The organism is Enterobacter cloacae complex sp. P43RS, assembly GCF_014930585.1.
GTDB classification, from domain to species: Bacteria; Pseudomonadota; Gammaproteobacteria; order Enterobacterales; family Enterobacteriaceae; genus Enterobacter; species Enterobacter bugandensis.
This window is the reverse complement of record NZ_JADBRJ010000007.1, coordinates 145,613-172,449: the sequence shown is the minus strand read 5'-3', so window position 1 is coordinate 172,449 and position 26,837 is coordinate 145,613. Positions and strand designations below refer to the sequence as shown.

The window sequence follows — 26,837 nt, the reverse complement described above, 5'->3', positions numbered from 1 at the left end:
TGAAATCGTTTCCACCCCCATGAGCGCCTTGTTAACAATGAACATGCTTGAAAAAATCCAGTATCAACTGGAACACCTTAGCAAATCCGAGCGAAAAGTGGCTGAAGTCATTCTGGCCGCGCCCGCTCAGGCGATTCATTCAAGCATCGCCGCTCTGGCTCAGGAAGCGGGCGTCAGTGAACCGACGGTCAACCGCTTCTGCCGCAGCCTGGAAACGCGCGGCTTTCCTGATTTTAAACTGCATCTGGCACAAAGTCTGGCAAACGGCACCCCCTATGTTAATCGTAATGTGGATGAAGACGACAGCGTAGATGCCTATACGGCAAAAATATTTGAGTCGGCCATGGCCACGCTCGATCACGTTCGTCAAAGTCTGGATATGAGTTCAGTAAACCGCGCGGTGGATTTACTCACCCAGGCCAAACGCATTGCATTCTTCGGTCTTGGCTCGTCAGCCGCCGTGGCGCACGACGCCATGAATAAATTCTTCCGCTTTAACGTGCCGGTTATTTATTCCGATGACATTGTGCTGCAACGCATGAGCTGTATGAATTGCAGTGAGGATGACGTCGTGGTACTGATTTCGCACACTGGCCGCACCAAAAGCCAGGTTGAGCTGGCGCAGCTGGCCCGTGAAAACGATGCCATGGTAATCGCCCTCACCACCGCCGGCACGCCATTGGCGCGGGAGGCGACTCTCGCCATTACCCTGGACGTGCCTGAGGATACCGACATGTATATGCCAATGGTGTCCCGTCTGGCGCAACTCACGGTAATCGACGTGCTGGCGACCGGATTTACCTTACGCCGGGGCGCAAAATTCCGAGATAACTTGAAGCGAGTCAAGGAAGCGCTGAAGGAATCGCGTTTTGATAAAGAATTGCTTATAAAGAGCGATGTTCCCTGAAAGTAGATAACGAAGACGTAACCCATAATTAGATGTAACGATTTTCGGCATTCGGCCCCCTCTTTGCTGCCTTGCGGTAGATGAAGGCCGATTCAATGTTCACGCAACACCAAAGTTGTTTCAGTCAACGGAGTATTACATGTCCAGAAGGCTTCGCAGAACCAAGATCGTCACCACCTTAGGCCCGGCCACCGATCGCGATAATAACCTCGAAAAGATTATCGCCGCTGGCGCCAACGTGGTGCGTATGAACTTCTCTCACGGTACGCCAGAAGACCATAAATTGCGTGCCGATAAAGTGCGTGAGATCGCCGCTAAGCTGGGCCGCCACGTCGCTATCCTCGGCGACCTGCAGGGTCCAAAAATTCGTGTATCAACCTTTAAAGAAGGTAAAGTTTTCCTCAATATCGGCGACAAATTCCTGCTGGATGCCAACCTCGGCAAAGGCGAAGGCGATAAAGAGAAAGTCGGGATCGACTATAAAGGCCTGCCGGCTGATGTGGTCCCTGGCGATATCCTGCTGCTCGACGACGGTCGCGTCCAGCTGAAGGTGCTGGAAGTTCAGGGGATGAAAGTGTTCACTGAAGTCACCGTCGGCGGCCCGCTCTCCAACAATAAAGGCATCAACAAACTGGGCGGCGGCCTCTCTGCGGAAGCCCTGACCGACAAAGACAAAGCGGATATCGTAACGGCGGCCCAGATCGGCGTTGACTACCTGGCGGTCTCCTTCCCACGCTGTGGCGAAGATCTGAACTATGCGCGCCGCCTGGCCCGTGACGCAGGCTGTGATGCCAAAATCGTCGCTAAGGTTGAACGCGCGGAAGCCGTGTGCGATCAGGATGCGATGGACGATGTGATCCTCGCCTCTGACGTGGTGATGGTTGCCCGTGGCGATCTGGGCGTGGAAATCGGCGACCCTGAACTGGTCGGTATCCAGAAAGCGCTGATTCGTCGCGCACGTCAGCTGAACCGCGCGGTGATCACCGCCACCCAGATGATGGAATCCATGATCACTAACCCAATGCCAACCCGTGCGGAAGTCATGGACGTCGCTAACGCCGTGCTGGACGGTACCGATGCGGTGATGCTGTCAGCGGAAACCGCGGCGGGCCAGTATCCGGCAGAAACCGTGGCCGCAATGGCGCGCGTCTGCCTGGGCGCGGAGAAGATCCCAAGCATTAACGTCTCCAAGCACCGCCTGGATATCCAGTTCGACAATGTGGAAGAAGCGATTGCGATGTCCGCCATGTATGCGGCCAACCATCTGAAAGGCGTTACGGCGATCATCACCATGACCGAATCTGGCCGCACCGCGCTGATGACCTCTCGCATCAGCTCCGGCCTGCCGATTTTCGCCATGTCACGCCACGAGCGTACGCTGAACCTGACGGCGCTGTACCGCGGTGTTACCCCGGTACACTTCGACAGCACTAATGACGGCGTAGCCGCGGCGCACGATGCCGTAAACCTGCTGCGCGATAAAGGTTACCTGGTGTCTGGTGATATCGTCATCGTGACGCAGGGTGACGTGATGAGCACCATCGGCTCAACCAATACCACGCGCGTACTGACCGTAGAGTAAGATCCGATCCCCTCTCCCCTAAGGGGAGAGGGGCAAGGTAAAGGTTTTCTATTTCCTCGGGTAAAGCTCTTTACGCTTATAGGGCTCCGTCTCTCCCGGCTTTCGCGTTTTCAGCAGCTTCAGTATCCACGTGTACTGTTCGGTATGCGGCCCCACCAGCAGCTCCACCTCTTCGTTCATGCGGCGCGCGATGGTGCGATCGTCCGCGGTCAGCAGGTCGTCCATCGGCGGACGGACTTCAATGCTCAGACGATGCGTTTTACCGTCGTAAACCGGAAAGAGCGGGATCACGCGGGCACGGCAGACCTTCATCAGGCGCCCAATGGCGGGGAGCGTTGCTTTGTAGGTCGCAAAGAAGTCGACAAACTCGCTGTGCTCGGGTCCGTGGTCCTGGTCCGGCAGATAGTAGCCCCAGTACCCCTGACGTACCGACTGAATAAACGGCTTGATGCCGTCGTTACGCGCATGCAAACGTCCGCCAAAACGACGACGTACCGTATTCCAGACAAAATCGTAGATTTTATTGCCCTGGTTATGGAACATCGCCGCCATTTTCTGCCCCTGGGAAGCCATCAGCATTGCCGGGATATCCACGCCCCAGCCGTGCGGCACGAGGAAAATGACCTTCTCATCATTGCGCCGCATTTCGTCGATGATTTCCAGCCCTTTCCAGTCAACGCGGTCGATGATTTTTTCCGGTCCTTTCAGCGCCAGCTCCGCCATCATCGCCATGGCCTGCGGTGCGGTGGTATACATCGCGTCGATGATGGCCTCGCGCTCGGCATCGCTTTTTTCAGGAAAACAGTAATAGAGGTTGATCTGCGCACGACGACGCGCGCTTTTACCTAAGCGCCCGGCCAGACGGCCAATTTTTCCCAGTACGGGATCGCGCAGCGCGGCAGGCAGCATAGCGATGCCCGCAAAGGTGTAAACCCCCAGCCAGGCGCCCCAGTTGCGCGGGTGTCGAAAGGATTTTTCAAACTCAGGAATGTATTCAATATTATTTTTTTTTGTTTCCATGCTGGTTCCAGGGTCTGGTGACGCAAAAAATTATTCAGATAGTGTAGCGAGGCAGTCGCCCACGCACAAAAGAAAAAGCCGGCGCATGCTGACACCGGCTTTTTTCACAAAACAGAGAGCTTAGTTTAAGCTCAGCTGCGGTATCACCTCTCTCGCCTGCGCCAGGTAATCGGAACGATCTTTACCTGTCAGGCCTTCGGTGCGCGGCAGTTTGGCCGTCAGCGGGTTCACGGCCTGCTGGTTGATCCACACTTCATAGTGCAGATGCGGGCCAGTAGAGCGTCCGGTGTTGCCGGAGAGCGCGATACGGTCGCCGCGTTTCACTTTCTGCCCCGGTTTGACCAGCAGCTTACGCAGGTGCATATAGCGGGTGGTATAGGTACGACCGTGACGGATAGCCACGTAATAGCCCGCTGCACCGCTGCGTTTTGCCATCACCACTTCGCCATCACCAACGGACAGCACCGGCGTGCCCTGCGGCATCGCGAAGTCTACCCCGCGGTGAGGCGCAACGCGGCCGGTAACCGGGTTCAGACGACGCGGGTTAAAGTTAGAGGATACGCGGAACTGTTTCGCCGTCGGGAAACGCAGGAAGCCTTTCGCAAGGCCCGTACCGCTGCGGTCATAGAACTTGCCGTCTTCAGCGCGAATGGCGTAGTAATCTTTTCCCTCGGAGCGCAGACGCACCCCCAGCAGCTGGCTCTGCTCGCGCTTGCCGTCCAGCATTTCGCGGGACATCAGGACGGAAAACTCATCGCCTTTCTTCAGCTTACGGAAATCCATCTGCCACTGCATGGCTTTGATCACCGCGCTGATTTCACCGCTGGTCAGGCCCGCATCACGGGCGCTGGAAACAAAGCTTCCGCCCACGGTACCTTTCATCACGCTGTTAACCCAGTCGCCTTTCTGCATTTCACTGGTCATTTTGAAACCGTTTGCAGTGCGGTCATAGGTGCGGGTTTCGCGGCGGGACATTTCCCAGGTCAAACGCTGAAGATCGCCATCCGCCGTTAATGTCCAGGAGAGCTGTTGCCCGATTTTCAGGTTACGCAGGTCTTTATCCGCAGCGGCCAGCTGGCTGATATTGCCCATGTCGATACCGTACTGGTTGAGCACGCTGCTCAGCGTGTCACCGGTAGAGACAACGTATTCGTGGATCCCCGCTTCGTTCTCGGTTTTATCGTCCAGTTCATCCTGAGGGATAGCTTCATCTTCCTGAGCGGCCTGGTCGATAGGCTCGCTGGCTTCAGGCAGCAAAGAGCGGATCTCGCTCTTTTCAAGCTCGATGGTTTTAATGATAGGGGCAGAACTCGGGTGGTAAACATAGGGCCGCCAGACGGCGACCGCTAAGGTGAGAACTGTAAGCGACCCCAGCATAACGCGGTGGGGTCGAGGCAGATTGTTAAATGCCAGGGCGACAGAGCGGGCTATCTGTTGCACGTATTCACTTCCTCGTTAATCTCCTTTCAGGCAGCTCGCATACTGGTTCGCCAGTTGGCTGAGGAACTGCGAATAGCTCGCTTTGCTCAACTGGATATTCGTACCTAGCGGGTCAAGGGTTCCCATGCGCACGGATGTTCCCCTGGCCACGGCTTCTACGACCGCTGGCCTGAACTGTGGCTCAGCAAAAACGCATGTCGCTTTCTGCTCAACCAACTGTGTTCTGATTTCATGTAAACGCTGCGCACCAGGTTGAATTTCAGGGTTGACGGTAAAATGCCCAAGCGGGGTCAGGCCGTAGTGTTTTTCGTAGTAGCCGTAGGCGTCATGAAAAACGAAATACCCTTTTCCTTTCAACGGTGCGAGCTCATTACCTACCTGCTTATCGGTTGCGGCTAATTGTGCCTCAAAATCCTTCAGGTTGGCGTCTAGTTTGGCTCGACTTTGCGGCATAAGTTCCACTAATTTGTCATGGATTGCAACCGCTGAAAGCCGCGCTATCTCTGGGGATAGCCAGAGATGCATGTTGTACTCGCCGTGATGGTGATCTCCATCACCTTTTTCACCCTCTGCAGCGTGATGGTCATGTTCGTCACCGTCATCATCCGCCCCTTTCATGAGCAACGGTTTCACGCCGGAAAGCCCGGCAATCGCGACCTGTTTTTCATCAGCAATCTGTTTGGCGGATTTCTGCATGAATGCTTCCATCTCCGGACCAATCCAGACAACTAAGTCTGCGTTTTGTAAGCGTTTTACATCAGACGGGCGCAGAGAATAGTCATGCTCTGAGGCCCCGTCAGGGAGCAGAACCTGGGTTTCCGTTACCCCATCGGCAATGGCCGACGCGATGAATCCAAGCGGTTTAAGCGAAGCAACAACGGCAGCGTTAACATCTTGTGCGGTTGTTCCCCAAAGGGCAGCGGAGAATGCTGCGAAAAGAAGCGTATTTTTATGTAACATAATGCGACTAATCATCGTAGTGAATGCGTGGAATGTGATATTATAACATTCGTTGACTTCTTCAAGCTTAAATTGACATGACGACTCTGGTTTCTCTCGACAATATTTCGGTCTCCTTTGGCCAGCGCCGCGTCCTCTCTGACGTATCGCTGGATCTCAAGCCCGGAAAAATTCTGACGCTGCTCGGCCCCAATGGCGCAGGTAAATCCACTCTGGTGCGCGTGGTGCTGGGTCTGGTTACACCGGATGAAGGTGTAATCACGCGCGAGGAAAAATTGCGGATCGGCTATGTGCCGCAAAAATTACATCTGGACGCCACCCTGCCGCTGACGGTAAATCGTTTTCTGCGTCTGCGTCCCGGCACGCGAAAAGCCGATATTCTCCCGGCGCTGAAGCGCGTGCAGGCGGGCCACCTTATCGATGCGCCGTTGCAGAAGCTGTCCGGCGGTGAGACGCAGCGCGTTTTGCTGGCCCGTGCGCTGCTGAGCAGCCCGCAGCTGCTGGTGCTGGATGAGCCAACCCAGGGCGTGGACGTCAATGGTCAGGTCGCGCTTTATGATTTGATCGACCAGCTGCGCCGCGAACTGAACTGCGCCGTGCTGATGGTCTCCCATGACCTGCATCTGGTGATGGCGAAAACCGACGAAGTGCTGTGTCTCAACCATCACATTTGCTGTTCCGGCACGCCTGAAGTGGTCTCAATGCACCCGGAATTTATCTCCATGTTCGGCCCTCGCGGCGCTGAACAGCTTGGCATTTATCGCCATCATCATAATCACCGCCATGATTTGCAGGGACGAATCGTTCTGCGTCGGGGAAATGGACACTCATGATTGAACTGTTACTGCCCGGCTGGCTGGCCGGGGTTATGCTTGCCTGCGCCGCAGGCCCACTCGGCTCGTTTGTGGTGTGGCGCAGAATGTCTTACTTCGGTGATACCCTGGCGCATGCGTCGCTGCTGGGCGTTGCCTTTGGTTTGCTGCTGGATGTGAATCCCTTTTACGCGGTAATTGTGGTCACACTGCTGCTGGCAGCCGGTCTGGTCTGGCTGGAGAAGCGCCCTCACCTCGCGATTGATACGCTGCTTGGCATCATGGCGCACAGCGCGCTGTCGCTGGGTCTAGTCGTTGTTAGCCTGATGTCAAATATCCGCGTTGACCTGATGGCCTACCTTTTTGGCGATCTGCTGGCCGTGACGCCTGACGATCTCATCGCGATCGCCATTGGCGTGGTGGTGGTACTGGGTATTCTGCTGTGGCAGTGGCGGAATTTACTGGCAATGACCGTCAGCCCGGATCTGGCGTTTGTCGACGGCGTGAAGCTGCAGCGCGTGAAGCTGCTGCTGATGCTGGTGACGGCGTTAACGATTGGCGTGGCGATGAAGTTTGTCGGGGCACTGATCATCACGTCGCTGCTGATCATCCCTGCCGCCACGGCGCGTCGGTTTGCACGTACGCCAGAGCAGATGGCCGGTATTGCGGTGGTTATCGGGATGATCGCCGTCACGGGCGGGTTAACCTTTTCGGCGTTTTATGACACGCCGGCCGGACCGTCGGTGGTCTTGAGCGCGGCGGTGTTGTTTGTTTTCAGTATGATGAAAAAGACCGCGCAGTAGTCAGCATGTCCCCGGTGGCGCTTCGCTTACCGGGGCTACCATTTATCGCTACTTACGGCATCGCGGGCGGCGTAATACCGAAATGATTCCACGCCCGCACCGTCGCCATACGACCACGTGGGGTACGCTGTAAGAAGCCCTGCTGGATCAGATACGGCTCCAGCACATCTTCGATCGTCTCACGCTCTTCGCCAATCGCCGCCGCCAGGTTATCCAGCCCAACCGGGCCACCGAAGAACTTGTCCAGCACCGCCAGCAGCAGTTTGCGGTCCATATAGTCAAAGCCTTCAGCATCGACGTTCAGCATATCCAGCGCCTGAGCGGCGATCTCGGCGGAAATCGAACCATCGTGCTTCACTTCAGCAAAGTCACGCACGCGGCGCAGCAGGCGGTTGGCAATACGCGGCGTACCGCGGGAACGTTTCGCCACTTCATATGCCCCCTCTTCGCTCATATCCAGCCCCATGTAGCGCGCGCTGCGCCCCACGATATGCTGAAGATCGGGCACCTGATAAAACTCCAGACGCTGAACGATGCCAAAGCGGTCGCGCAGCGGAGAGGTCAACGACCCGGCGCGCGTCGTGGCGCCAATCAGGGTAAACGGCGGCAGATCGATTTTGATGGAGCGCGCGGCCGGGCCTTCGCCGATCATGATATCCAGCTGGTAATCTTCCATCGCCGGATAGAGCACTTCCTCCACCACCGGTGACAGGCGGTGGATCTCATCGATAAACAGCACGTCATGCGGTTCAAGGTTGGTCAGCATCGCCGCCAGATCGCCCGCTTTCTCCAGCACCGGGCCGGAGGTGGTACGCAGGTTGACGCCCATTTCATTGGCGACGATATTCGCCAGGGTAGTTTTACCTAACCCCGGCGGGCCAAAAATCAGCAGGTGATCGAGCGCATCGCCGCGCAGCTTTGCCGCCTGGATGAAAATCTCCATCTGGGAACGAACCTGCGGCTGGCCGATGTACTCATCAAGCAGCTTCGGGCGGATCGCACGATCCACCACGTCTTCTGCCTGAAGGGTGCCTGCCGATACCAGGCGGTCTGCTTCAATCATCCTTTACCTCACAATGCAGCGCGCAGCGCTTCACGAATCAGAGTTTCACTGCTGGCGTCCGGTTTGGCAATTTTGCTCACCATCCGGCTGGCCTCCTGAGGTTTATAGCCCAGCGCCACCAGCGCGGCAACCGCTTCCTGCTCGGCGTCATCATCAGAGGCAGGCGCACCCGGAGCAGTCAGAACCAAATCGGCAGCCGGAGTGAACAGATCGCCGTGCAGACCTTTAAAGCGGTCTTTCATCTCAACAATCAGACGCTCTGCGGTTTTCTTACCAATGCCCGGAAGCTTAACCAGCGCCGCGGGGTCTTCGCGCTCAACGGCATTCACAAACTGCGGAGCGGACATGCCGGACAAAATCGCCAGCGCCAGCTTAGGCCCCACACCGTTGGTTTTAATCAGCTCGCGGAACAGGGTACGTTCCTGCTTGTTGTTAAAGCCGTACAGCAGCTGGGCATCTTCACGCACCACAAACTGGGTAAAGACAATCGCCTCTTTGCCCGCGTCCGGCAGCTCGTAGAAACAGGTCATCGGCATATGGACTTCATAGCCCACGCCACCCACTTCCAGCAGCACTAACGGGGGTTGTTTTTCAATGATGATGCCTCTGAGTCTGCCTATCACGTGACGCTCCTGCGTTCTGGGAGAAATTAACTGCCGACATAATAAAAAAAGGCTGGATGTTTATCCAGCCTGATTTCTGATTATCGTAACCTGCCTCGCGCCAGATTGAGCCGCGACTCGCTCATTTGCATCGCGTTCTGGCTGACGTGGCAGTGGGTAATCGCAATCGCCAGCGCATCGGCGGCGTCGGCCTGCGGGTTCGCGGGAAGCTTCAGCAGGGTGCGCACCATGTGCTGCACCTGGCTCTTCTCCGCGCTACCGATGCCCACCACCGTCTGCTTAACCTGGCGCGCGGCGTATTCGAATACCGGCAAATCCTGGTTCACCGCAGCCACGATGGCCACCCCACGCGCCTGACCGAGCTTCAGCGCCGAATCCGCGTTCTTCGCCATAAAGACCTGCTCAATGGCGAAATAGTCTGGCTGAAACTGGGTGATGATCTCCGATACGCCCGCATAAATAAGCTTGAGGCGCGACGGCAGATCGTCCACTTTGGTGCGAATGCATCCACTGCCGAGGTAGGTTAGCTGGCGTCCCACCTGACGGATAACGCCATACCCGGTGACGCGTGAGCCGGGGTCAATCCCGAGGATAATCGACATCACGCGTCTCCCGTAAATGGTTTACAGGCTCTCATCAGAGAGTCGCTGCAACCTCATCAGAGATTTCACCGTTGTGGTACACTTCCTGCACGTCGTCGCAGTCTTCGAGCATGTCGATCAGACGCAGCAGTTTCGGTGCGGTTTCTGCATCCATATCCGCTTTGGTGGACGGGATCATGGAGACTTCAGCGTTGTCCGCTTTCAGGCCCGCCGCTTCCAGCGCATCGCGCACGGCACCCATCTCTTCCCACGCGGTGTAGACGTCAATGGCACCATCATCGTAGGTCACCACGTCTTCCGCACCCGCTTCTAACGCCGCTTCCATGATCGCATCTTCGTCGCCTTTCTCGAAAGAGATGACGCCTTTTTTGCTGAACAGGTAAGCTACGGAGCCGTCAGTGCCCAGGTTACCACCGGTTTTGGTGAACGCGTGGCGCACTTCCGCAACGGTACGGTTACGGTTGTCAGACAGGCATTCAACCATCACCGCAGTACCGCCAGGGCCGTAACCTTCATAAATGATGGTTTCCATGTTCGCGTCTTCATCACCGCCCACGCCGCGTGCGATAGCACGGTTCAGGGTGTCACGCGTCATGTTGTTAGACAGCGCTTTATCTACCGCCGCGCGCAGGCGTGGGTTAGAAGCCGGGTCGCCGCCGCCCAGACGCGCTGCTGTCACCAGCTCGCGAATGATTTTGGTAAAGATCTTACCGCGCTTGGCATCCTGTGCCGCTTTACGGTGTTTGGTGTTGGCCCACTTACTATGACCTGCCATAAAAAGTTCTCCAAAAATCGCGCCTTCTCAGGCCGCGTTAATTACAAATTCTTCAATCGCCTGCCGGTTGCTCCACGACTTGGTCAGTGCGGCGGCATCCGCCGCGTTCACCCAGCGGTAGTTCAGGTGTTCGGTAAACACGATCTCCCGCTCATGGGGGAGCGCGAGACAGAACCACGACTCCGTGTTGCGCTCAATGCCCGGCGCATAGCGATGACGTAAATGGCTAAAAATTTCAAACTCCACCGTGCGCTGACAGTCCTTCAGGGTCAGTTGCTCATGAGCAACGTCAATGGTGACCTCTTCCTTTACTTCACGCGCGGCGGCCTGCGGCGCGGTCTCCCCCTCTTCCAGACTGCCGGTAACCGACTGCCAGAAATCAGGATCGTCGCGCCGCTGCAACATCAGCACCCGCTTCGTGTCTTCTGCATAAATGACCACCAGGACAGAAACGGGAAGCTTATATGCCATATCAGTTTTTCTCTTCCTTCTTCACCACTTCAATGCCCAGCTCGGCCAGCGCTGCCGGGTTGGCAAAGCTTGGCGCTTCGGTCATCAGACACGCTGCGGCAGTGGTTTTCGGGAAGGCGATAACGTCACGAATGTTATCGGTGCCGGTCAGCAGCATGGTCAGACGGTCGAGACCGAAGGCCAGACCCGCATGCGGCGGCGTGCCGTACTTCAGGGCGTCCAGCAGGAAGCCAAACTTCTCGCGCTGTTCCTGCTCGTTAATACCCAGAATGCCGAACACGGTCTGCTGCATTTCACCGCTGTGAATACGCACGGAGCCGCCGCCCACTTCATAGCCGTTGATAACCATGTCATAAGCGTTTGCCACTGCCTCTTCCGGCGCCGCTTTCAGCTCTGCCGCCGTCATCTCTTTTGGCGAGGTGAACGGGTGGTGCATCGCGGTCAGGCCGCCTTCACCGTCGTCTTCAAACATCGGGAAGTCGATAACCCACAGCGGCGCCCATTTGCTTTCGTCGGTCAGGTTCAGGTCTTTGCCGAGCTTCAGACGCAGCGCGCCCATCGCATCCGCAACGACTTTCTTGTTGTCTGCGCCGAAGAAGATCATGTCGCCGTCCTGCGCACCGGTGCGCTCAAGGATCGCTTCCACGATGTCCGCGTTCAGGAACTTCGCCACCGGGCTGGTGATCCCTTCCAGACCTTTCGCACGCTCGGTCACTTTAATATAGGCCAGACCTTTCGCGCCGTAGATCTTAATAAAGTTGCCGTAGTCATCAATCTGCTTACGGCTCAGCGCCGCGCCGCCCGGTACGCGCAGGGCAGCCACGCGGCCTTTCGGATCGTTAGCCGGTCCCGCGAATACCGCGAACTCAACGGATTTCACCAGGTCTGCTACGTCCACCAGCTCCATCGGGTTACGCAGGTCTGGTTTGTCGGAGCCGTAGCGACGTTCCGCTTCGGCGAAGGTCATGATCGGGAAATCGCCCAGCTCAACGCCCTTCACATCATTCCACAGGCTACGCACCAGCGCTTCCATCACTTCACGCACCTGTTCGGCGGTCATGAAGGAAGTTTCAACATCGATCTGGGTAAATTCTGGCTGACGATCAGCGCGCAGGTCTTCGTCGCGGAAGCACTTAACGATTTGATAATAGCGGTCGAAGCCGGACATCATCAGCAGCTGTTTGAACAGCTGCGGTGACTGCGGCAGCGCGTAAAATTTGCCTTTATGAACGCGGGATGGCACCAGGTAATCGCGCGCGCCTTCCGGCGTCGCTTTGGTCAGCATCGGGGTTTCAATATCGAGGAAACCGTGATCGTCCATAAAGCGACGCACCAGGCTGGTGATTTTCGCACGGGTTTTCAGGCGCTGAGCCATTTCCGGACGACGCAGATCCAGGTAGCGGTATTTCAGACGCGCTTCTTCGGTGTTGACGTGGTTGGAGTCCAGCGGCAGCGCTTCGGCACGGTTGATGATAACCAGATCGGACGCCAGCACTTCGATAGCGCCCGTCGCCATGTCTGCGTTAACGTTTTTCTCGTCACGCGCACGCACGGTGCCGGTGACCTGAATGCAGAACTCATTACGCAGCTCAGAGGCCAGCTTCAGCGCATCTGCGCGATCCGGGTCGAAGAACACCTGAACGATACCTTCACGGTCGCGCATATCGATGAAGATAAGGCTACCAAGATCACGACGACGGTTGACCCAACCACACAGGGTGACCTGCTGTCCGACGTGGGACTGACGCAGCTGCCCGCAATATTCTGTACGCATGAGATATCCCTTAATTAGCCGCAGGCTAAATGTCGCCTGGTATGCAGGCTACTATGTCGCAGCTTTCTGTATGTCACAACTGGATGAAAAAAGGCGGCTATTATACTGGAAATTCCGCCGGACGATAAGAGCGAACCACCGCCAGACGGTCGTTTGCTGCACTCTTATTGCGCATTCTCACAAAAATTAACAAAATTATCCGACCGATAACAGGTCATCACGTCGTAAGGTGTTACGGAAGTGATTAATTTACCTGGAGTGACGATGTTAACACTTGATGCCCGCAAAACCGCGCTTGTTGTGATTGATTTACAGGAAGGGATCCTGCCCTTCGCCGGTGGCCCACACGCAGCGGATGAAGTCGTCAGCCGCGCCGCTCGCCTGGCCGAGAAGTGCCGCGCCAGCGGTGCCCCTGTGGTCATGGTGCGCGTCGGCTGGTCCGCTGATTTCGCCGAGGCGTTAAAACAGCCCGTTGATGCCCAGGCGCCCGCGCATGCCCTGCCGGAAAACTGGTGGACGTACCCGGTGTCGCTGGGCAAACGCGACAGCGATATCGAAGTGACTAAACGCCAGTGGGGCGCGTTCTACGGGACCGACCTTGAGCTGCAGCTTCGCCGCCGCGGTATCGACACCATTATTCTGTGCGGCATATCCACCAACATCGGCGTGGAATCGACAGCCCGTAACGCCTGGGAGCTGGGCTTTAATCTGGTAATTGCTGAAGATGCCTGCAGCGCGGCTTCCGCGGAACAGCATCAGGGCAGCATGACCCATATCTTCCCGCGCATCGGACGCGTGCGCAGCACGGATGAGATTTTAAGCGCGCTATGATGTACGTGGGCCTGCCCCAGTGGTCGCACCCGAAATGGGTGCGCCTGGGCATTACCAGCCTTGAAGAGTATGCCCGACACTTTAACTGCGTCGAGGGTAACACCACGCTGTATGCGCTGCCCAAAGCCGAGATAGTCGAACGCTGGCGGGAGCAAACAACGGACGATTTCCGTTTCTGCTTTAAGTTTCCGGCGACCATTTCCCACCAGGCCGCGCTGCGCAACTGCGGGGACTTAACGGAAGAATTTTTCACGCGCATGTCGCCGCTGGCGAACCGAATTGGACAATACTGGCTCCAGCTTCCCGCCACGTTTGGCCCGCGCGATCTGCCCGCCCTATGGCAGTTCCTGGATGCCCTGCCCCGCGAATTCACCTACGGCGTGGAAGTCCGACACCAGGACTTCTTTGCGAAAGGCGAAGCCGAAAAAGCGCTCAACCGGGGCCTGCTGGATCGTTCCGTTAACCGGGTGATCCTCGACAGTCGTCCGGTGCACAGCGCGGTACCGCATAACGAGGCCATCGTTGATGCTCAGCGTAAAAAACCGAAAGTGCCGGTCCACGCCATCGTGACCGCACAGAACCCGATGGTCAGGTTCATCGGCAGCGACAATATGCAGCAAAATCAGGCGATGTTCGCCGTCTGGCTGCAAAAACTCGCGAGCTGGGAGCACACCACCACGCCGTACCTCTTTTTGCACACGCCGGATATTGCTCAGGCGCCCGAACTGGTCGATGCTCTGTGGCAGGCCTTGCAGGCCGCGGTGCCGTCCGTGGGCAGCGTCCCTTCCATCCCACAACAATCTTCTCTTTTCTGATATCACCCCCTATCATAGTGAAGTGCCATCTGCCAAAAAACAGGGAGTTAGTATGGTCAGCGCGCTGTATGCGGTGTTAGGTGCATTACTGCTGATTAAATTTTCATTTGATGTTGTGCGCCTAAGGATGCAGTACCGCGTCTCTTACGGCGACGGCGGTTTCTCCGAACTGCAAAGCGCTATTCGCATTCACGGTAATGCGGTGGAATACATTCCCGTTGCTCTCATCCTGCTGCTGTTTATGGAGATGAATGGCGCGGAAACCTGGATGGTGCATATTTGTGGCCTGATGCTTATTGCCGGCCGGTTAATGCATTATTACGGCTTTCACCACCGTTTATTCCGCTGGCGTCGTTCCGGCATGAGCGCGACCTGGTGTTCGCTTTTGCTGATGGTGCTGGCTAACCTATGGTATATGCCGTGGGAGTTGGTTTTCTCCCTCCATTAGCGCACAATACGCCACTTTATTTTTCCCGGATTTTTACGTTATGTCAGATCGCGACACGCTTTTTTCCGCGCCTATCGCCAGCCTGGGCGACTGGACCTTCGATGAACGGGTAGCCGAAGTCTTCCCGGATATGATCCAGCGCTCTGTTCCCGGTTATTCCAATATTATCTCTATGATCGGTATGCTGGCTGAGCGCTTCGTTCAACCCGGTACGCAGGTCTATGACCTGGGCTGCTCGCTCGGCGCGGCAACGCTGTCGGTACGTCGTAACATTCATCACGATGGCTGCCGAATCATTGCCGTCGATAACTCCCCGGCCATGGTGGAACGCTGCCGTCGCCATATTGACGCGTACAAAGCCCCCGTTCCGGTGGACGTGGTGGAAGGCGATATCCGCGAGATCGAGATTAACAACGCCTCGATGGTAGTGCTGAATTTTACCCTGCAGTTCCTGGTGCCTGAAGACCGCCAGCTGCTGCTGGACAAAATTTACCAGGGGCTGAATCCCGGCGGCGCGCTGGTGCTTTCTGAAAAATTCAGCTTTGAGGATGCCAAAGTAGGCGAGCTGCTGTTCAACATGCACCACGATTTCAAACGGGCGAACGGCTACAGCGAGCTGGAGATCAGCCAGAAGCGCAGCATGCTGGAAAACGTGATGCTGACGGACTCCGTGGAAACCCATAAAGCGCGCCTGCACAAAGCCGGTTTTGAGCACAGCGAACTGTGGTTCCAGTGCTTTAACTTTGGCTCTCTGGTGGCGCTAAAAGCCGGGGATGCCGCATGATTGAATTCAGCAACTTTTATCAGCTGATTGCTAAAAACCATCTTTCCCACTGGCTGGAGACCCTGCCGGCGCAGATTGCCGCCTGGCAGCGCGATCAGCAGCACGGCCTGTTAAAGCAGTGGTCAAATGCCGTGGAGTATCTGCCGGAGCTGACGCCGCATCGTCTGGATTTACTGCACAGCGTGACGGCGGAAAGCGCAGAGCCGCTCCCTGCCGGGCAGATCAACCGCATCGAAACGCTGATGCGTAATTTAATGCCGTGGCGCAAAGGGCCGTTCTCGCTGTACGGCGTGAACATCAATACCGAGTGGCGCTCAGACTGGAAGTGGGATCGCGTACTGCCGCACCTTTCCGACCTGACCGGGCGCACCATTCTGGACGTAGGCTGCGGCAGCGGTTACCACATGTGGCGCATGATTGGCGCGGGAGCCCATCTGGCGGTCGGCATCGACCCGATGCAGCTCTTCCTGTGCCAGTTTGAGGCAGTGCGAAAACTGCTCGGCAACGACCAGCGCGCGCACCTGCTGCCGCTGGGCATAGAGCAGCTCCCTGCCCTGAAAGCGTTCGATACCGTCTTCTCAATGGGTGTGCTGTATCATCGTCGTTCCCCACTTGAACACCTGTGGCAGCTCAAAGATCAGCTGGTCAGCGGCGGCGAGCTGGTGCTGGAAACGCTGGCGATTGAAGGCGATGAGCATGCGGTTCTGGTGCCGGGCGATCGCTACGCGCAGATGCGCAACGTTTACTTCATCCCGTCCGCGCTGGCGCTGAAAAACTGGCTGGAGAAATGCGGATTTGTGGATGTGCGCATTGCCGATGTTTGCGTAACGTCTATCGAAGAGCAGCGCCGCACCGACTGGATGATCACCGAATCGCTGGAGCAGTTCCTCGACCCGGCCGACCACAGCAAAACCGTTGAAGGCTATCCTGCACCGATGCGTGCGGTGTTGATTGCGACCAAGCCGTAGTTTTTCCCTCTCCCCTGTGGGGTGAGGGGATAAAAAAAGGCCCCTGTTGAAATTGCAGGGGCCTGGTACAAGCAAGCATCATATTGGGCGACATGATGCGCGGTAAAAATCGGTACGTTGCTACACGTGATGACGCTCAATCAGCGACTTCATTTCCGCAACCGACTCTCCCTCTACGCCGTAGCGAGAATATTCATCCGCTTCAGCATCCGTCGACATTGACAGCCCTGTATTGCGATAACGCATGGGTGAAGGTATCCATTTCCCCGCAGAGCTGTGAAGCTCTTCCACCCCGGCGTTTAAAAACCGTTCCAGATTGCTGGCACGGACTCCCGCACCCGCCATTATTATTGGAACCCCGGAATGTGCTTTTAGTTCCGTAATTAATTGCAGACCTTTTTCCGCCGAAGACTGCTGTCCCGATGTCAGGACGCGCGCCACGCCAAGTTCGGCAAGCGTATCAAATGCTTGCAGGGGATCTTTGCACATATCAAACGCACGATGAAAGGTGACGGCCATTCCTTTCGCGGCGTCCATCACCTTACGCATCCGCGGCAGATCGACGTGACCATCCTCATCAAGCAGGCCGGTCACCAGCCCCGGGAACCCCAGGTCACGAACCAGCGCGATATCTTCAAGCATGGCACTGAACTCGCCCGCCGTGTAACAAAAATCGCCGCCGCGAGGCCGAATAATCGGGTGGACCTGGATGGTGACGGCCTGGCGGGCAGACTTCAACACGCCGTATGAAGGCGTTAACCCCCCTTCTTTCGGGGCGGCGCATAGCTCAATACGGTCAGCTCCCATCTGTTGCGCCGTTACGGCACACGCCACGCTGTAACAACAAATCTCCAGCAGCGCCATCTGCTTCTCCTTAAAATCAGCTTAACGCGCCATCATTGCACGCCTCTCGTTTCGTGTCTCAGCGACGAATCACAACTCTCAGGCTTCGCTGGCAACGATCTGCTCAATGGTCCAGGGATGAAATTTCACGGTCACCTGCCCGTCCGTCACGGCCAGCGTCGGGTTAGGCAGACGCTCGCGCTCGCCTTTGGGTGAACTCGTCTTCACAAAAATCCCCGGCTTGCTTAACCCGTCGTCTGACAGCAGGGCCAGGGCGCGCGCGTTCAACGTTTCCGGCTCACCCGGCAGGACGATTTCGATATGCTCCCAGCCTTCGTGCGGATAGCGTTTCTCGCCCGGCCACGGCAGTTCAACCACGGTGAACTGCCAGTGCGCCACGTTCACCGGCTCATGCAGTTTGAACAGACAAATGGGACGTCCATTGATGATGTTCTCAGAGAGCAACTCGCCGCACTGTTCAAACCCGCGACGCCAGCGCTCGGCGGTGGCATTCTGGTGGCAGCGCAAGGAAATGTGATCCGCCTCAAGCGGCACGATATCCAGACCAAGACGGGTGGCAAGTTCTGTGAACGCCTTTGTGAAGCGCGGTAAATCTGCGGAAATATCATGCAGTTCGTCAATGGATTGCCAGTTCGCCATAAGTCAGTCTCTTTTCGTGTCGCAAAGCCGCTAATTTACTCCGTTGCCCCGTTTTGACCAACCGCAGAATCCGGCTTTTTATGACTGCATGGTTATGCACGCTTTCTTAGCCTGGATTCTGAGCAATCTTCGGGCCGCGCAATGCTGACGCCAGAAGGCATTTGCAGTATACTCCCGCCCTAAATTCTTTAACTGGCGCGGGCGGTTGTAAGCCCGCATCAAAAACGTAAGGTATCCAGGTGAATATTCAGGCTCTTCTCTCCGAAAAAGTCAGTCAGGCACTGATTGCCGCAGGCGCACCTGCGGATTGCGAACCGCAGGTTCGTCAGTCAGCAAAAGTACAGTTTGGCGACTATCAGGCTAATGGCGTGATGGCAGTGGCTAAAAAACTGGGCATGCCGCCGCGACAGCTCGCTGAGCAGGTACTGACGCATCTGGATCTCTCCGGCATTGCCAGCAAAACCGAAATTGCTGGTCCGGGCTTTATCAATATTTTCCTTGAGCCTGCGTTCCTGGCGAGCCACGTTGACGCGGCGCTGAAGTCTGACCGTCTGGGCGTTTCCCAGCCGGAAGCGCAGACCGTGGTGGTCGACTACTCTGCCCCGAACGTGGCGAAGGAGATGCACGTAGGCCACCTGCGTTCCACCATCATCGGTGACGCCGCGGTACGCACCCTTGAGTTCCTCGGTCACAAGGTGATCCGCGCGAACCACGTGGGCGACTGGGGCACCCAGTTCGGCATGCTGATTGCTTACCTGGAAAAACAGCAGCAGGAAAACGCGGGTGAAATGGCGCTGGCGGACCTGGAAGGGTTCTACCGCGAAGCCAAAAAGCACTATGACGAAGACGAAGCCTTTGCCGAGCGCGCACGCAGCTACGTGGTGAAGCTGCAGGGCGGGGATCAATACTTCCTCGAGATGTGGCGCAAGCTGGTTGACATCACCATGTCCCAGAACCAGCTTACCTATAACCGTCTGAACGTGACCCTGACTCGCGACGACGTGATGGGTGAAAGCCTGTACAACCCGATGCTGCCAGGCATTGTGGCGGACCTGAAGGCCAAAAACCTGGCGGTGGAGAGCGAAGGCGCAACGGTAGTGTTCCTTGATGAGTACAAAAACAAGGAAGGCGAACCGATGGGCGTGATTATCCAGAAAAAGGATGGCGGCTATCTCTACACCACCACGGACATCGCGTGTGCGAAATACCGTTACGAAACCCTGCACGCCGACCGCGTGCTGTACTACATCGACTCCCGTCAGCACCAGCACCTGATGCAGGCGTGGACTATCGTGCGTAAAGCCGGTTACGTGCCGGACTGCGTGCCGCTGGAACACCACATGTTCGGCATGATGCTGGGTAAAGACGGCAAGCCGTTCAAAACCCGCGCGGGCGGTACCGTGAAGCTTTCCGATCTGCTGGACGAAGCGCTGGAGCGCGCCCGTCGCCTGGTGGCAGAGAAGAACCCGGACATGCCTGCTGACGAACTGGAAAAACTGGCCAACGCCGTCGGTATCGGCGCGGTGAAATACGCGGATCTTTCCAAGAACCGCACCACCGACTACATCTTCGACTGGGATAACATGCTGGCGTTTGAAGGCAACACGGCGCCGTACATGCAGTACGCCTATACCCGCGTGCTCTCCGTGTTCCGCAAGGCGAACATTGATGAAAGCGTGCTGGCGAATGCGACAGTGACCATCACGGAAGATCGTGAAGCACAGCTGGCGGCGCGTCTGCTGCAGTTCGAAGAGACGCTGACGGTTGTCGCGCGTGACGGCACGCCGCACGTGATGTGTGCTTACCTGTACGATCTGGCGGGTCTGTTCTCCGGCTTCTACGAGCACTGCCCTATTCTGTCTGCAGAAAATGAATCGGTGCGTAACAGCCGCCTGAAGCTGGCTCAGCTGACGGCGAAGACCCTGAAGCTGGGTCTGGATACCCTGGGTATCGAAACCGTAGAACGTATGTAAAAAAGAAACCCGGCAAACGCCGGGTTTTTTATTATCAGAAGTATTTCCGCAAATACTCTGTCAGACAGAGAATCGCCATCGCCTGGCCATACGGCATCGACGTCAGCGGTATTTGACGATAAAAATCAAGATCGCTGCCCATTCCCGTCCCGAACGACGTTTGCAGCAACTCCCCTTCCGGCGAGATATTTTTCACGATGCCGCGAATCGCTTTTTCAGCAACGTCAGCATATTCAGGCTCAACATAGCGCTTCCGCACCGCTTTCAGGATACCGTAGGCAAACCCTGCCGTGGCCGACGCCTCCAGATAAGAATCAGGATCGTCAAGCAGCGTATGCCACAACCCGCTCTCGTCCTGACATTTTGCCAGCGCGGCAACCTGCGCCTTCAGCACCTGCACCAGATAACGGCGCACGGCGTTGTTTTCAGGCAGATCAACCAGTTCGAGGAAGTCGGGGATCACGATGGTGAGCCAGCTGTTGCCGCGCGCCCAGCGGGCACCGGCAAAGTTATGGTTGCCGTCGTAGCTCCAGCCGTGGAACCACAGCCCCGTCTCCCGGTCCATCAGGTTCTGCACGTGGAGCAGGAACTGATAGATCGCCTCCTCTACGTACTCCGGCTTATTCAGCAGCCTGCCGATTTTCGCCAGCGGCAGCACCGTCATCATCAGCGTGTCGTCCCACATCTGTTGATGATTCTCTTCCGCCAGCGTGATGTGCTGCATGCCCCCATGTTCGGTGCGTGGCATCTCATTCATAGCCCACTCCGCCCAGCTTTCCAGCCACGGCAGCCAGGCCGGGTTTTTGCTCTCTTCGTAGCGATAGGCCAGCGTCAGAAACGGCGACATCGTATTGACGTTTTTGGTGGTGGCGCCTTCCGCAAAGCGGTCGGCAAACCAGCTGTCGATAATGTTGCGCATCCCTTCGTCACCGGTCTGGCAGTAGTACTGCCAGATGCCATACAGGCCGACGCCGTGCGTCCACTCCCATCCGGCCCAGCCTTTGGTGTCGATCACGCGCCCGTCGTCCAGCCGCAGCAAAAATTCACCCGTTTTGTCGTGGATATTGACCAGGTTGTGCGTCACTTTTTGAATCAGTGATTTCAGCTCGTCCCGGGCGATAAAGCGCTCTGGCTGACGCAATAGCGGGCTATGTTTGACAGGCCAAACTTTCATCATCTTAACCTCTGTTGTATGTCGAATTGAGTACCGCGCGATCCTTCAGCGAAGATGCCGCTGGCTTATTGCGATTCAGATAACCGATGTTGTTATTGCCCCACAGTGACTCATAAGGCATACCGGCCAGCATCTCGACGGTGGCGCGGGCGTGTGGCGTCGCTGACTCCGGCATCGCATGACCACACTCACGCATTTTCGCGGTCTCCTCGCGCAGCGTGCTATGGGTCTGCAAATTAAGCCTGAAGCGCAGGGAAACGAGGAAACCGCAGAACAGCACCAGGATGGTGCCCACGCTCAGGATCAGCAGAATGGTGTGGCTCACTTCCGCAGGCTGTACCTTCTGACCGCTGACAAAGCCGGACATTTGCATCACGATGCCCACCAGCATCACCGCACCGGCCTGTGACGCCTTACGGGTCAGGGTCATGATGCCGGCGAAAATCCCTTCCCGGCGCTGGCCGGTGATCGCTTCATCCACGTCAGCAATGTAGGTATAGGTATTCCATGGCACGTAGTTAATACCGCCGCGACCCAGCCCAGCCACCGCAGAGATCAGCAACAGCAGAGCGTAGACGTCGCTCAGACCGGCGTAATAGAGCATGGCGTAAGAGAGAGACGCCAGGCCAAACAGCACCACCACCATGCGGTAGGACGGCGCAGGTCCGAAGCGAATACACAGCGGGATCATCCCGATCACGGCGAGGAACTGGAAGATAGCCATCGTGCCCAGCAGGTTGGACGCCATTGACGCTTCCTGCATCAGCACAAACACCACGTAATAGGTGAAGACTGCGTTAAATACGTCCTGCGCGATGTAGCCGCCGAGGTACATGCCGAGATGCTGGCGGAAAATCTTGATGCGCAGCGTAGAGCTTAATTCGACAAACAGACGATTGATGCTTTGCCCCAGCGTCAGTTTCTTCTTCTCTTCTTCGGCACGCAGCGCCGCTTCAGACCACTCCTCACGCGGGCGCTCCCAGGTAAAGAACCAGACAAAGGTCAGCATCAGGGCACACAGCACGGAGAAAACCAGGCTTGCGTAAAAGAATGAGACGGCGTTGTCTTTACCGAAGTGGGTGAGCAGGATCCCCGGCAGGAAGGAGGCCAGAATCGCTGACATCTGCGCCATAGAAATACGCGCCCCGGAGAACTTGGTTTTCTGTTTGAAGTCGTCGGTCATTTCCGGCACCAGCGTCTCGTAAGGCACCAGAATCATGGTGTAGACAATATCAAACACCAGATAGGTCAGCAGGTAGTACCAGAAATTCATGTCCCCTACCCACATCAACGAGTAGCTGAACACGCACGGAATACCTAGCAGGATAAAGAACTTACGGCGACCAAAGCGCTTTCCAGGCCAGGTCGTACCGAAGTTATCCGTCAAAAAGCCCATTAACGGGCTGACAACAGCATCCAGCACCCTCGCAGCGGCAAAGATGAAGGTTGCTTCAATCGGTGTGAGTCCACAGAAGGTGGTATAAAAATACAAAAGCCAGGCCGCCGTCAGGGCGGTCGTACCAGCCCCGAGAAAATCGCCTGCCCCGTAAGCAAGATAATTTGCGAGTCCAATTTTACGTGTTTTCATTGCCGTCAACCCTAAGCAAATTTGGGAGACTCCCTGCAAGTAAGGCTCATCGGGGAGTTTTTACACGGCTACAGTAAATGCAACGACGTCCTGATACCTTTCTGTTTCTGCCATCACGGGCAGGGTAAATGGCAAAAATGCAAAGAGTCGCGTCACGCGTGTCACTAATTTATAAAACAGCGTTTCTGTTGCATCAAAAGGTGAGGTCAATTTTGCGAGACAGCCATCAGAATTGACTGATGGCTGGTGACAAAGGCAGGCAGCTAGCGGTAGTTGACGATGACAGAATTGCTCTGCACCTTCAGCGCCGGGATCAAACGTCCTCCGCCCGGCACTTCCCAGATAAAACGTAAAGGTTCAATGGCCGGCACGCCGTTGAACGCCTGCGTTGTGCCATTTTCGCCGTCGATTTCCGTGCAGCGGGTCTGTGAGCAGAGACGCACCCGCAGTCCGGCTGGCGTTGGGCCAATGAGCCTGTAGTTCCACACCACCATTCCCATCTGACCAGAAACCGTTTCAGAGGGCGACAGCGGATTAGAAGACATGGCGACACCCCGGTTGCTGAGGGTCACGCCCATGCTGCTTGCCTGCCAGGTCCCTTCCCCGGCAGCCTGAGCCGCCAGCGGGAAGAGCAAAATCCATAGCCATTTCATTATTTTCCTCCAATCGTTGCCGTCATGCGGATATGGCGGTTATCCGACAACTCCAGATTCGACAGCACAACAAGCTGATTCAGGCTGCGGCGCAGGAAGCGCGACAGCAGCGGACGCAGCGCGTGGTTGACCAGCAGCACCGGCGGCGCGCCCAGCATCTCCTGACGCGCCAGCGCCTCCTGAGTTTGCTCCAGCAGGCGATCCGCCAGGCCAGGCTCGAGGCCGCCGCCGCCCTGCAGGGCCTGCAGCAGCAGGCGTTCAAGCGGCGTATCAAGGCCAATCACCTGGACTTCGCCGGTTCCCGGGAACCACTGCTGGGTGATCGCACGCCCCAGCGCCACGCGCACCACCGCCGTCAGCTCGTGCGGATCGCTCTGCAGCGGCGCATGCTCGGCAAGGGTTTCCAGGATGGTACGCATATCGCGGATCGGCACTTTTTCCTCAAGCAGGTTTTGCAGCACCTTGTGCAGCGTAGTTAACGTCAGCACGCCCGGCACCAGGTCTTCCGTCAGCTTCGGCATCTCCTGCGTCACGCGATCGAGAAGCTGCTGCGCTTCCTGACGGCCAAACAGCTCTGCCGAGAATTGCCCAATCAGGTGATTAAGGTGGGTTGCCACCACGGTACTGGCTTCGACAACCGTATACCCCTGAATTTGCGCCTGCTCTTTCAGCGCGCTTTCAATCCAGATTGCCGCCAGGCCAAAGGCCGGATCGACGGTCTGCTCGCCCGGCAGCGTGCCTGCTGCAGTGCCAGGGTTAATCGCCAGCCAGCGTCCCGGGTAAGCATCGCCGCTGCCAATTTCAACACCCTTCATCAGAATACGATAGCGCGCAGGCGGCAGGTCCATATTGTCCTTGATATGCACCACCGGCGGCAGGAAGCCCATGTCCTGGGCGAATTTTTTACGGATGCTGCGGATGCGGCCGAGCAGCTCGCCATCCTGCTGGAAATCCACCATCGGGATCAGGCGATACCCCACTTCCATTCCCAGGGAATCTTCCAGTTGAACGTCGTTCCAGGTCGCTTCTACGGCCTGGGTGTTCTCCGGCATTTTCACCGGAACCGGTTCCGCAGCCGGCCTGGTCTCACGGCCACGCATCCACCAGGCCAGCCCCAGCAGCCCCGCCGTAAAGAGCAGGAACACGAGGTTTGGCATCCCCGGCACCAGGCCGAGCAGCCCGAGCACCGCAGCCGCCAGCAGCATCACGCGTGGGTTACTGAAAAGCTGGCCCACCATCTGCTCGCCAACGTCCTGATCGGTACTGACGCGGGTCACGATAACGCCCGCCGCAGTGGAGATAACCAGCGCCGGGATCTGTGCGACCAGACCGTCACCAATGGTCAGCAGCGTATAGCTTTCCGCCGCGTGGCCCATGTCCATCCCGTGCTGCAGTACCCCCACCAGCAGGCCGCCGACCACGTTAATCACCATGATCAGGATGCCCGCGATGGCATCCCCGCGCACAAACTTACTCGCACCGTCCATGGAGCCGTAGAAGTCCGCCTCCTGGGTCACTTCCGCACGGCGTTTTTTGGCTTCATCTTCAGCGATAAGCCCGGCGTTCAGATCGGCGTCGATCGCCATCTGCTTGCCCGGCATCCCGTCCAGCACAAAGCGCGCGCCCACTTCCGCGATACGCCCGGCACCCTTGGTGATAACCATAAAGTTGATGATCACGAGGATAACGAACACCACGATACCGATAGCGAAGTTCCCGCCCACCAGGAAGTGGCCGAAGGCCTCGACCACCTTACCCGCCGCTGCCGCGCCGGTGTGGCCCTCCATCAGGATGATACGCGTGGAGGCCACGTTCAGCGCCAGCCGCAGCAAGGTGGTAAACAGCAGAATGGTCGGGAACGCGGCGAACTCCAGCGTGCGCTGGGTGAACATCGCCACCAGCAGCACCATAATGGAGAGCGCAATATTGAAGGTGAAAAGCAGATCGAGGATGAATGCCGGGAGCGGCAGTACCATCATCGACAGAATTAACAGGATGAGGATCGGCCCGGCGAGGATCTGCCATTGGGTCGATTTCAGGTTGCCGGGCAGGCGCAACATTGCCACCAGATTAGCCATCAGTGTCCTTCTCGTTCATAAAATCCAGCGCGGCAGGCACCGGAAGGTTCTCAGGTTTGACAGGCCGTTGACCGCCGGCCAGACGCCAGCGCTTCAACTGCCATACCCAGGCCAGCACTTCCGCCACCGCGGCGTAGAGTTGACCAGGGATCTGTTGTCCGATATCCGCGTGGCGGTAAAGGGCTCGCGCCAGCGGAGGCGCTTCCAGGATCGGCACGCGGTTTTCGGTACCAATTTCCCTGATGCGCAATGCAATCAGCCCCGCCCCTTTTGCCACCACTTTCGGCGCGCTCATTTTGTTTTCGTCATAGCGCAGCGCCACGGAATAGTGCGTCGGGTTGGTAACGATGACGTCCGCCTTCGGCACATCTTCCATCATGCGGCGACGGGCGGCGGCACGCTGCATCTGCCGGATGCGCCCCTTCACGTGCGGGTCACCTTCCATCTGCTTATATTCGTCGCGGATGTCCTGACGTGACATTCGCAGTTTCTTGAAGTGGGAATAGAGCTGGAAGATAACGTCAAAACCCACCATCGGAATAATGCTGAGCACCACCAGCAGCGCGCAAAGCCCAACCAGGTTCAGCGCATTGCTCATCGCGGTGAGGGGCGACTCGCTGATAAGGCGCATCATTTCGGGCCAGTGGTACCAGAGGAAAAACCCTGCAGAACTGCCCATCAGCACCGATTTGAGAATAGCCTTTAGCAGCTCGGCCCCGGTCTGCGCCGAGAACATTTTCGCAATGCCCGGCAGCGGGTTCAGTTTTGAAAATTTAGGTTGCAGCGATTTTCCGCTAAAAACCAGCCCGCCCAGCATCACCGGGGAGACCAGCGCCACCAGCACCACGCCGGTAATCAGGGGCAGTAGCGCAACCATGGCCCCTTTTATCAGCTGAATAATCTGACTGAGGATCAGATTCGGGTCGTTAACCATGCTGTGGTCAAAACGTAAGCCGGTGGAGAGCATCCCCGCCAGCTTGCGGGCGAGCGACTCCCCGCCCCACCAGATAATGCACACGCCTACGATAAGGATCAGCAGGGAGGTCAATTCTCGGGATCGGGGGATCTGCCCTTCCTCACGCGCCTTTTCTAGTCGGTGGGGTGTGGGGGCTTCCGTTTTGTCGTCGTTCTCTTCTGCCACAGTGCATGCTCAGCCCATTACGTCACGGGTATCATGCCAGCGCAGCGGA

26 protein-coding genes are annotated in these 26,837 nt (G+C 57.0%); 10 read left to right on the top strand and 16 right to left on the bottom strand.

Translation table 11 applies throughout. From position 1 onward, the window contains the following. Positions 1 to 37 precede the first annotated feature (37 nt). Both IM294_RS15840 and pyk read left to right on the top strand, forming a co-directional pair. A complete protein-coding gene (locus IM294_RS15840) occupies positions 38 to 907 on the top strand; it encodes a MurR/RpiR family transcriptional regulator (RefSeq protein WP_028013615.1) in 870 nt (289 codons plus the stop codon). 139 nt (positions 908 to 1,046) lie between these two features. Continuing rightward, the gene (gene pyk / locus IM294_RS15835) at positions 1,047 to 2,489 is read left to right on the top strand and encodes a pyruvate kinase (protein ID WP_028013616.1); all 1,443 of its coding nucleotides are present in this window, start codon (positions 1,047 to 1,049) and stop codon (positions 2,487 to 2,489) included. A 48-nt stretch (positions 2,490 to 2,537) separates the two neighbouring features. On the opposite strand, the gene lpxM is transcribed toward pyk, so the two are convergent. The 3 genes from lpxM to znuA form a co-directional block, all read right to left on the bottom strand. After that, complete coding sequence (lpxM, locus tag IM294_RS15830) at positions 2,538 to 3,509, bottom strand: lauroyl-Kdo(2)-lipid IV(A) myristoyltransferase (RefSeq protein ID WP_028013618.1); 972 nt, start codon at positions 3,507 to 3,509, stop codon at positions 2,538 to 2,540. Positions 3,510 to 3,629: 120 nt separating this feature from the next. Then, positions 3,630 to 4,949, bottom strand: coding sequence for a murein DD-endopeptidase MepM (gene mepM, locus IM294_RS15825; RefSeq protein ID WP_028013619.1), 1,320 nt, complete (start codon positions 4,947 to 4,949; stop codon positions 3,630 to 3,632). 15 nt (positions 4,950 to 4,964) lie between these two features. Further along, on the bottom strand, positions 4,965 to 5,909 hold the full coding sequence (znuA, locus tag IM294_RS15820) for a zinc ABC transporter substrate-binding protein ZnuA (RefSeq protein ID WP_126818468.1): 945 nt from the start codon (positions 5,907 to 5,909) through the stop codon (positions 4,965 to 4,967). A 77-nt stretch (positions 5,910 to 5,986) separates the two neighbouring features. Between znuA and znuC the strand changes: the two genes are divergently transcribed. Both znuC and znuB read left to right on the top strand, forming a co-directional pair. Then, positions 5,987 to 6,742: a zinc ABC transporter ATP-binding protein ZnuC gene (gene znuC, locus IM294_RS15815; RefSeq protein WP_028013621.1), complete on the top strand. Its 756-nt coding sequence runs from the start codon at positions 5,987 to 5,989 to the stop codon at positions 6,740 to 6,742. Continuing rightward, positions 6,739 to 7,524: a zinc ABC transporter permease subunit ZnuB gene (gene znuB / locus IM294_RS15810; protein WP_041909449.1), complete on the top strand. Its 786-nt coding sequence runs from the start codon at positions 6,739 to 6,741 to the stop codon at positions 7,522 to 7,524. The genes znuC and znuB overlap by 4 nt, the downstream gene beginning before the upstream one ends. 52 nt (positions 7,525 to 7,576) lie before the next feature. Here the strand turns inward: znuB and ruvB are convergent, their stop codons facing one another. The 6 genes from ruvB to aspS form a co-directional block, all read right to left on the bottom strand. Next, the gene (ruvB, locus tag IM294_RS15805) at positions 7,577 to 8,587 is read right to left on the bottom strand and encodes a Holliday junction branch migration DNA helicase RuvB (protein WP_028013623.1); all 1,011 of its coding nucleotides are present in this window, start codon (positions 8,585 to 8,587) and stop codon (positions 7,577 to 7,579) included. An 8-nt stretch (positions 8,588 to 8,595) separates the two neighbouring features. Beyond that, positions 8,596 to 9,210 carry a Holliday junction branch migration protein RuvA gene (gene ruvA / locus IM294_RS15800; protein ID WP_028013624.1) on the bottom strand — a complete coding sequence of 205 codons (615 nt, stop codon included), beginning with the start codon at positions 9,208 to 9,210 and terminating at the stop codon, positions 8,596 to 8,598. A gap of 80 nt (positions 9,211 to 9,290) precedes the next feature. Then, positions 9,291 to 9,812: a crossover junction endodeoxyribonuclease RuvC gene (gene ruvC, locus IM294_RS15795; RefSeq protein WP_003859749.1), complete on the bottom strand. Its 522-nt coding sequence runs from the start codon at positions 9,810 to 9,812 to the stop codon at positions 9,291 to 9,293. Between the two features lie 34 nt (positions 9,813 to 9,846). After that, on the bottom strand, positions 9,847 to 10,587 hold the full coding sequence (locus tag IM294_RS15790) for a YebC/PmpR family DNA-binding transcriptional regulator (RefSeq protein WP_003859747.1): 741 nt from the start codon (positions 10,585 to 10,587) through the stop codon (positions 9,847 to 9,849). A 27-nt stretch (positions 10,588 to 10,614) separates the two neighbouring features. Then, positions 10,615 to 11,058 (bottom strand): dihydroneopterin triphosphate diphosphatase, encoded by a 444-nt coding sequence (gene nudB / locus IM294_RS15785; protein ID WP_059353978.1) that lies wholly within the window; start codon positions 11,056 to 11,058, stop codon positions 10,615 to 10,617. A 1-nt stretch (position 11,059) separates the two neighbouring features. Next, on the bottom strand, positions 11,060 to 12,832 hold the full coding sequence (aspS, locus tag IM294_RS15780) for an aspartate--tRNA ligase (RefSeq protein ID WP_028013627.1): 1,773 nt from the start codon (positions 12,830 to 12,832) through the stop codon (positions 11,060 to 11,062). Between the two features lie 264 nt (positions 12,833 to 13,096). On the opposite strand from aspS, the gene IM294_RS15775 reads away from it, so the two are divergent. The 5 genes from IM294_RS15775 to cmoB are packed head-to-tail and all read left to right on the top strand — an operon-like array spanning position 13,097 to position 16,678. Beyond that, positions 13,097 to 13,663: a hydrolase gene (locus tag IM294_RS15775; protein ID WP_047367817.1), complete on the top strand. Its 567-nt coding sequence runs from the start codon at positions 13,097 to 13,099 to the stop codon at positions 13,661 to 13,663. Further along, positions 13,660 to 14,478, top strand: coding sequence for a DUF72 domain-containing protein (locus tag IM294_RS15770; protein ID WP_048956525.1), 819 nt, complete (start codon positions 13,660 to 13,662; stop codon positions 14,476 to 14,478). The genes IM294_RS15775 and IM294_RS15770 overlap by 4 nt, the downstream gene beginning before the upstream one ends. Positions 14,479 to 14,530: 52 nt before the next feature. Further along, the gene (locus IM294_RS15765; RefSeq protein ID WP_028013630.1) at positions 14,531 to 14,926 is read left to right on the top strand and encodes an MAPEG family protein; all 396 of its coding nucleotides are present in this window, start codon (positions 14,531 to 14,533) and stop codon (positions 14,924 to 14,926) included. Between the two features lie 40 nt (positions 14,927 to 14,966). Beyond that, positions 14,967 to 15,710, top strand: a complete 744-nt coding sequence (cmoA, locus tag IM294_RS15760; RefSeq protein ID WP_045260318.1) for a carboxy-S-adenosyl-L-methionine synthase CmoA — start codon at positions 14,967 to 14,969, stop codon at positions 15,708 to 15,710. Continuing rightward, a complete protein-coding gene (cmoB, locus tag IM294_RS15755) occupies positions 15,707 to 16,678 on the top strand; it encodes a tRNA 5-methoxyuridine(34)/uridine 5-oxyacetic acid(34) synthase CmoB (RefSeq protein WP_126818467.1) in 972 nt (323 codons plus the stop codon). Before cmoA ends, cmoB begins: the two co-directional genes overlap by 4 nt. A gap of 120 nt (positions 16,679 to 16,798) precedes the next feature. Here the strand turns inward: cmoB and cutC are convergent, their stop codons facing one another. Together cutC and IM294_RS15745 are read right to left on the bottom strand one after the other, a co-directional pair. Next, positions 16,799 to 17,542 carry a copper homeostasis protein CutC gene (cutC, locus tag IM294_RS15750; protein WP_126818466.1) on the bottom strand — a complete coding sequence of 248 codons (744 nt, stop codon included), beginning with the start codon at positions 17,540 to 17,542 and terminating at the stop codon, positions 16,799 to 16,801. Positions 17,543 to 17,620: 78 nt separating this feature from the next. Next, a complete protein-coding gene (locus IM294_RS15745; RefSeq protein WP_045260319.1) occupies positions 17,621 to 18,181 on the bottom strand; it encodes a VOC family protein in 561 nt (186 codons plus the stop codon). Between the two features lie 239 nt (positions 18,182 to 18,420). Here IM294_RS15745 and argS point away from each other — a divergent pair, with 239 nt between their 5' ends. Beyond that, on the top strand, positions 18,421 to 20,154 hold the full coding sequence (argS, locus tag IM294_RS15740; RefSeq protein WP_028013635.1) for an arginine--tRNA ligase: 1,734 nt from the start codon (positions 18,421 to 18,423) through the stop codon (positions 20,152 to 20,154). A gap of 34 nt (positions 20,155 to 20,188) precedes the next feature. Here argS and IM294_RS15735 read toward each other — a convergent pair whose 3' ends face one another. From IM294_RS15735 to flhB, 5 genes are all read right to left on the bottom strand, one after another. Beyond that, positions 20,189 to 21,328 (bottom strand): glycoside hydrolase family 105 protein, encoded by a 1,140-nt coding sequence (locus IM294_RS15735; RefSeq protein ID WP_126818499.1) that lies wholly within the window; start codon positions 21,326 to 21,328, stop codon positions 20,189 to 20,191. 4 nt (positions 21,329 to 21,332) lie between these two features. Further along, positions 21,333 to 22,916 carry an MFS transporter gene (locus tag IM294_RS15730; protein ID WP_047367821.1) on the bottom strand — a complete coding sequence of 528 codons (1,584 nt, stop codon included), beginning with the start codon at positions 22,914 to 22,916 and terminating at the stop codon, positions 21,333 to 21,335. A gap of 263 nt (positions 22,917 to 23,179) precedes the next feature. Then, a complete protein-coding gene (locus IM294_RS15725) occupies positions 23,180 to 23,572 on the bottom strand; it encodes a flagellar protein FlhE (protein WP_028013640.1) in 393 nt (130 codons plus the stop codon). After that, positions 23,569 to 25,647, bottom strand: a complete 2,079-nt coding sequence (flhA, locus tag IM294_RS15720) for a flagellar biosynthesis protein FlhA (protein ID WP_045631222.1) — start codon at positions 25,645 to 25,647, stop codon at positions 23,569 to 23,571. The genes IM294_RS15725 and flhA overlap by 4 nt, the downstream gene beginning before the upstream one ends. Then, positions 25,640 to 26,788, bottom strand: coding sequence for a flagellar biosynthesis protein FlhB (flhB, locus tag IM294_RS15715; protein WP_041909432.1), 1,149 nt, complete (start codon positions 26,786 to 26,788; stop codon positions 25,640 to 25,642). The genes flhA and flhB overlap by 8 nt, the downstream gene beginning before the upstream one ends. Positions 26,789 to 26,837: the final 49 nt, after the last annotated feature.

What these genes read in the sequence shown, in the direction of transcription:
- ruvC (WP_003859749.1), bottom strand. Translation starts at nt 9,812, where the DNA reads ATGTCGATTATCCTCGGGATTGACCCCGGCTCACGCGTCACCGGGTAT.
- IM294_RS15770 (WP_048956525.1), top strand. Translation starts at nt 13,660, where the DNA reads ATGATGTACGTGGGCCTGCCCCAGTGGTCGCACCCGAAATGGGTGCGC.
- cmoB (WP_126818467.1), top strand. Translation starts at nt 15,707, where the DNA reads ATGATTGAATTCAGCAACTTTTATCAGCTGATTGCTAAAAACCATCTT.
- znuB (WP_041909449.1), top strand. Translation starts at nt 6,739, where the DNA reads ATGATTGAACTGTTACTGCCCGGCTGGCTGGCCGGGGTTATGCTTGCC.
- cmoA (WP_045260318.1), top strand. Translation starts at nt 14,967, where the DNA reads ATGTCAGATCGCGACACGCTTTTTTCCGCGCCTATCGCCAGCCTGGGC.
- znuC (WP_028013621.1), top strand. Translation starts at nt 5,987, where the DNA reads ATGACGACTCTGGTTTCTCTCGACAATATTTCGGTCTCCTTTGGCCAG.
- lpxM (WP_028013618.1), bottom strand. Translation starts at nt 3,509, where the DNA reads ATGGAAACAAAAAAAAATAATATTGAATACATTCCTGAGTTTGAAAAA.
- nudB (WP_059353978.1), bottom strand. Translation starts at nt 11,058, where the DNA reads ATGGCATATAAGCTTCCCGTTTCTGTCCTGGTGGTCATTTATGCAGAA.
- IM294_RS15790 (WP_003859747.1), bottom strand. Translation starts at nt 10,587, where the DNA reads ATGGCAGGTCATAGTAAGTGGGCCAACACCAAACACCGTAAAGCGGCA.
- IM294_RS15735 (WP_126818499.1), bottom strand. Translation starts at nt 21,328, where the DNA reads ATGAAAGTTTGGCCTGTCAAACATAGCCCGCTATTGCGTCAGCCAGAG.
- IM294_RS15765 (WP_028013630.1), top strand. Translation starts at nt 14,531, where the DNA reads ATGGTCAGCGCGCTGTATGCGGTGTTAGGTGCATTACTGCTGATTAAA.
- flhA (WP_045631222.1), bottom strand. Translation starts at nt 25,647, where the DNA reads ATGGCTAATCTGGTGGCAATGTTGCGCCTGCCCGGCAACCTGAAATCG.
- cutC (WP_126818466.1), bottom strand. Translation starts at nt 17,542, where the DNA reads ATGGCGCTGCTGGAGATTTGTTGTTACAGCGTGGCGTGTGCCGTAACG.
- pyk (WP_028013616.1), top strand. Translation starts at nt 1,047, where the DNA reads ATGTCCAGAAGGCTTCGCAGAACCAAGATCGTCACCACCTTAGGCCCG.
- IM294_RS15745 (WP_045260319.1), bottom strand. Translation starts at nt 18,181, where the DNA reads ATGGCGAACTGGCAATCCATTGACGAACTGCATGATATTTCCGCAGAT.
- ruvB (WP_028013623.1), bottom strand. Translation starts at nt 8,587, where the DNA reads ATGATTGAAGCAGACCGCCTGGTATCGGCAGGCACCCTTCAGGCAGAA.
- znuA (WP_126818468.1), bottom strand. Translation starts at nt 5,909, where the DNA reads ATGTTACATAAAAATACGCTTCTTTTCGCAGCATTCTCCGCTGCCCTT.
- aspS (WP_028013627.1), bottom strand. Translation starts at nt 12,832, where the DNA reads ATGCGTACAGAATATTGCGGGCAGCTGCGTCAGTCCCACGTCGGACAG.
- IM294_RS15775 (WP_047367817.1), top strand. Translation starts at nt 13,097, where the DNA reads ATGTTAACACTTGATGCCCGCAAAACCGCGCTTGTTGTGATTGATTTA.
- IM294_RS15730 (WP_047367821.1), bottom strand. Translation starts at nt 22,916, where the DNA reads ATGAAAACACGTAAAATTGGACTCGCAAATTATCTTGCTTACGGGGCA.
- IM294_RS15840 (WP_028013615.1), top strand. Translation starts at nt 38, where the DNA reads ATGAACATGCTTGAAAAAATCCAGTATCAACTGGAACACCTTAGCAAA.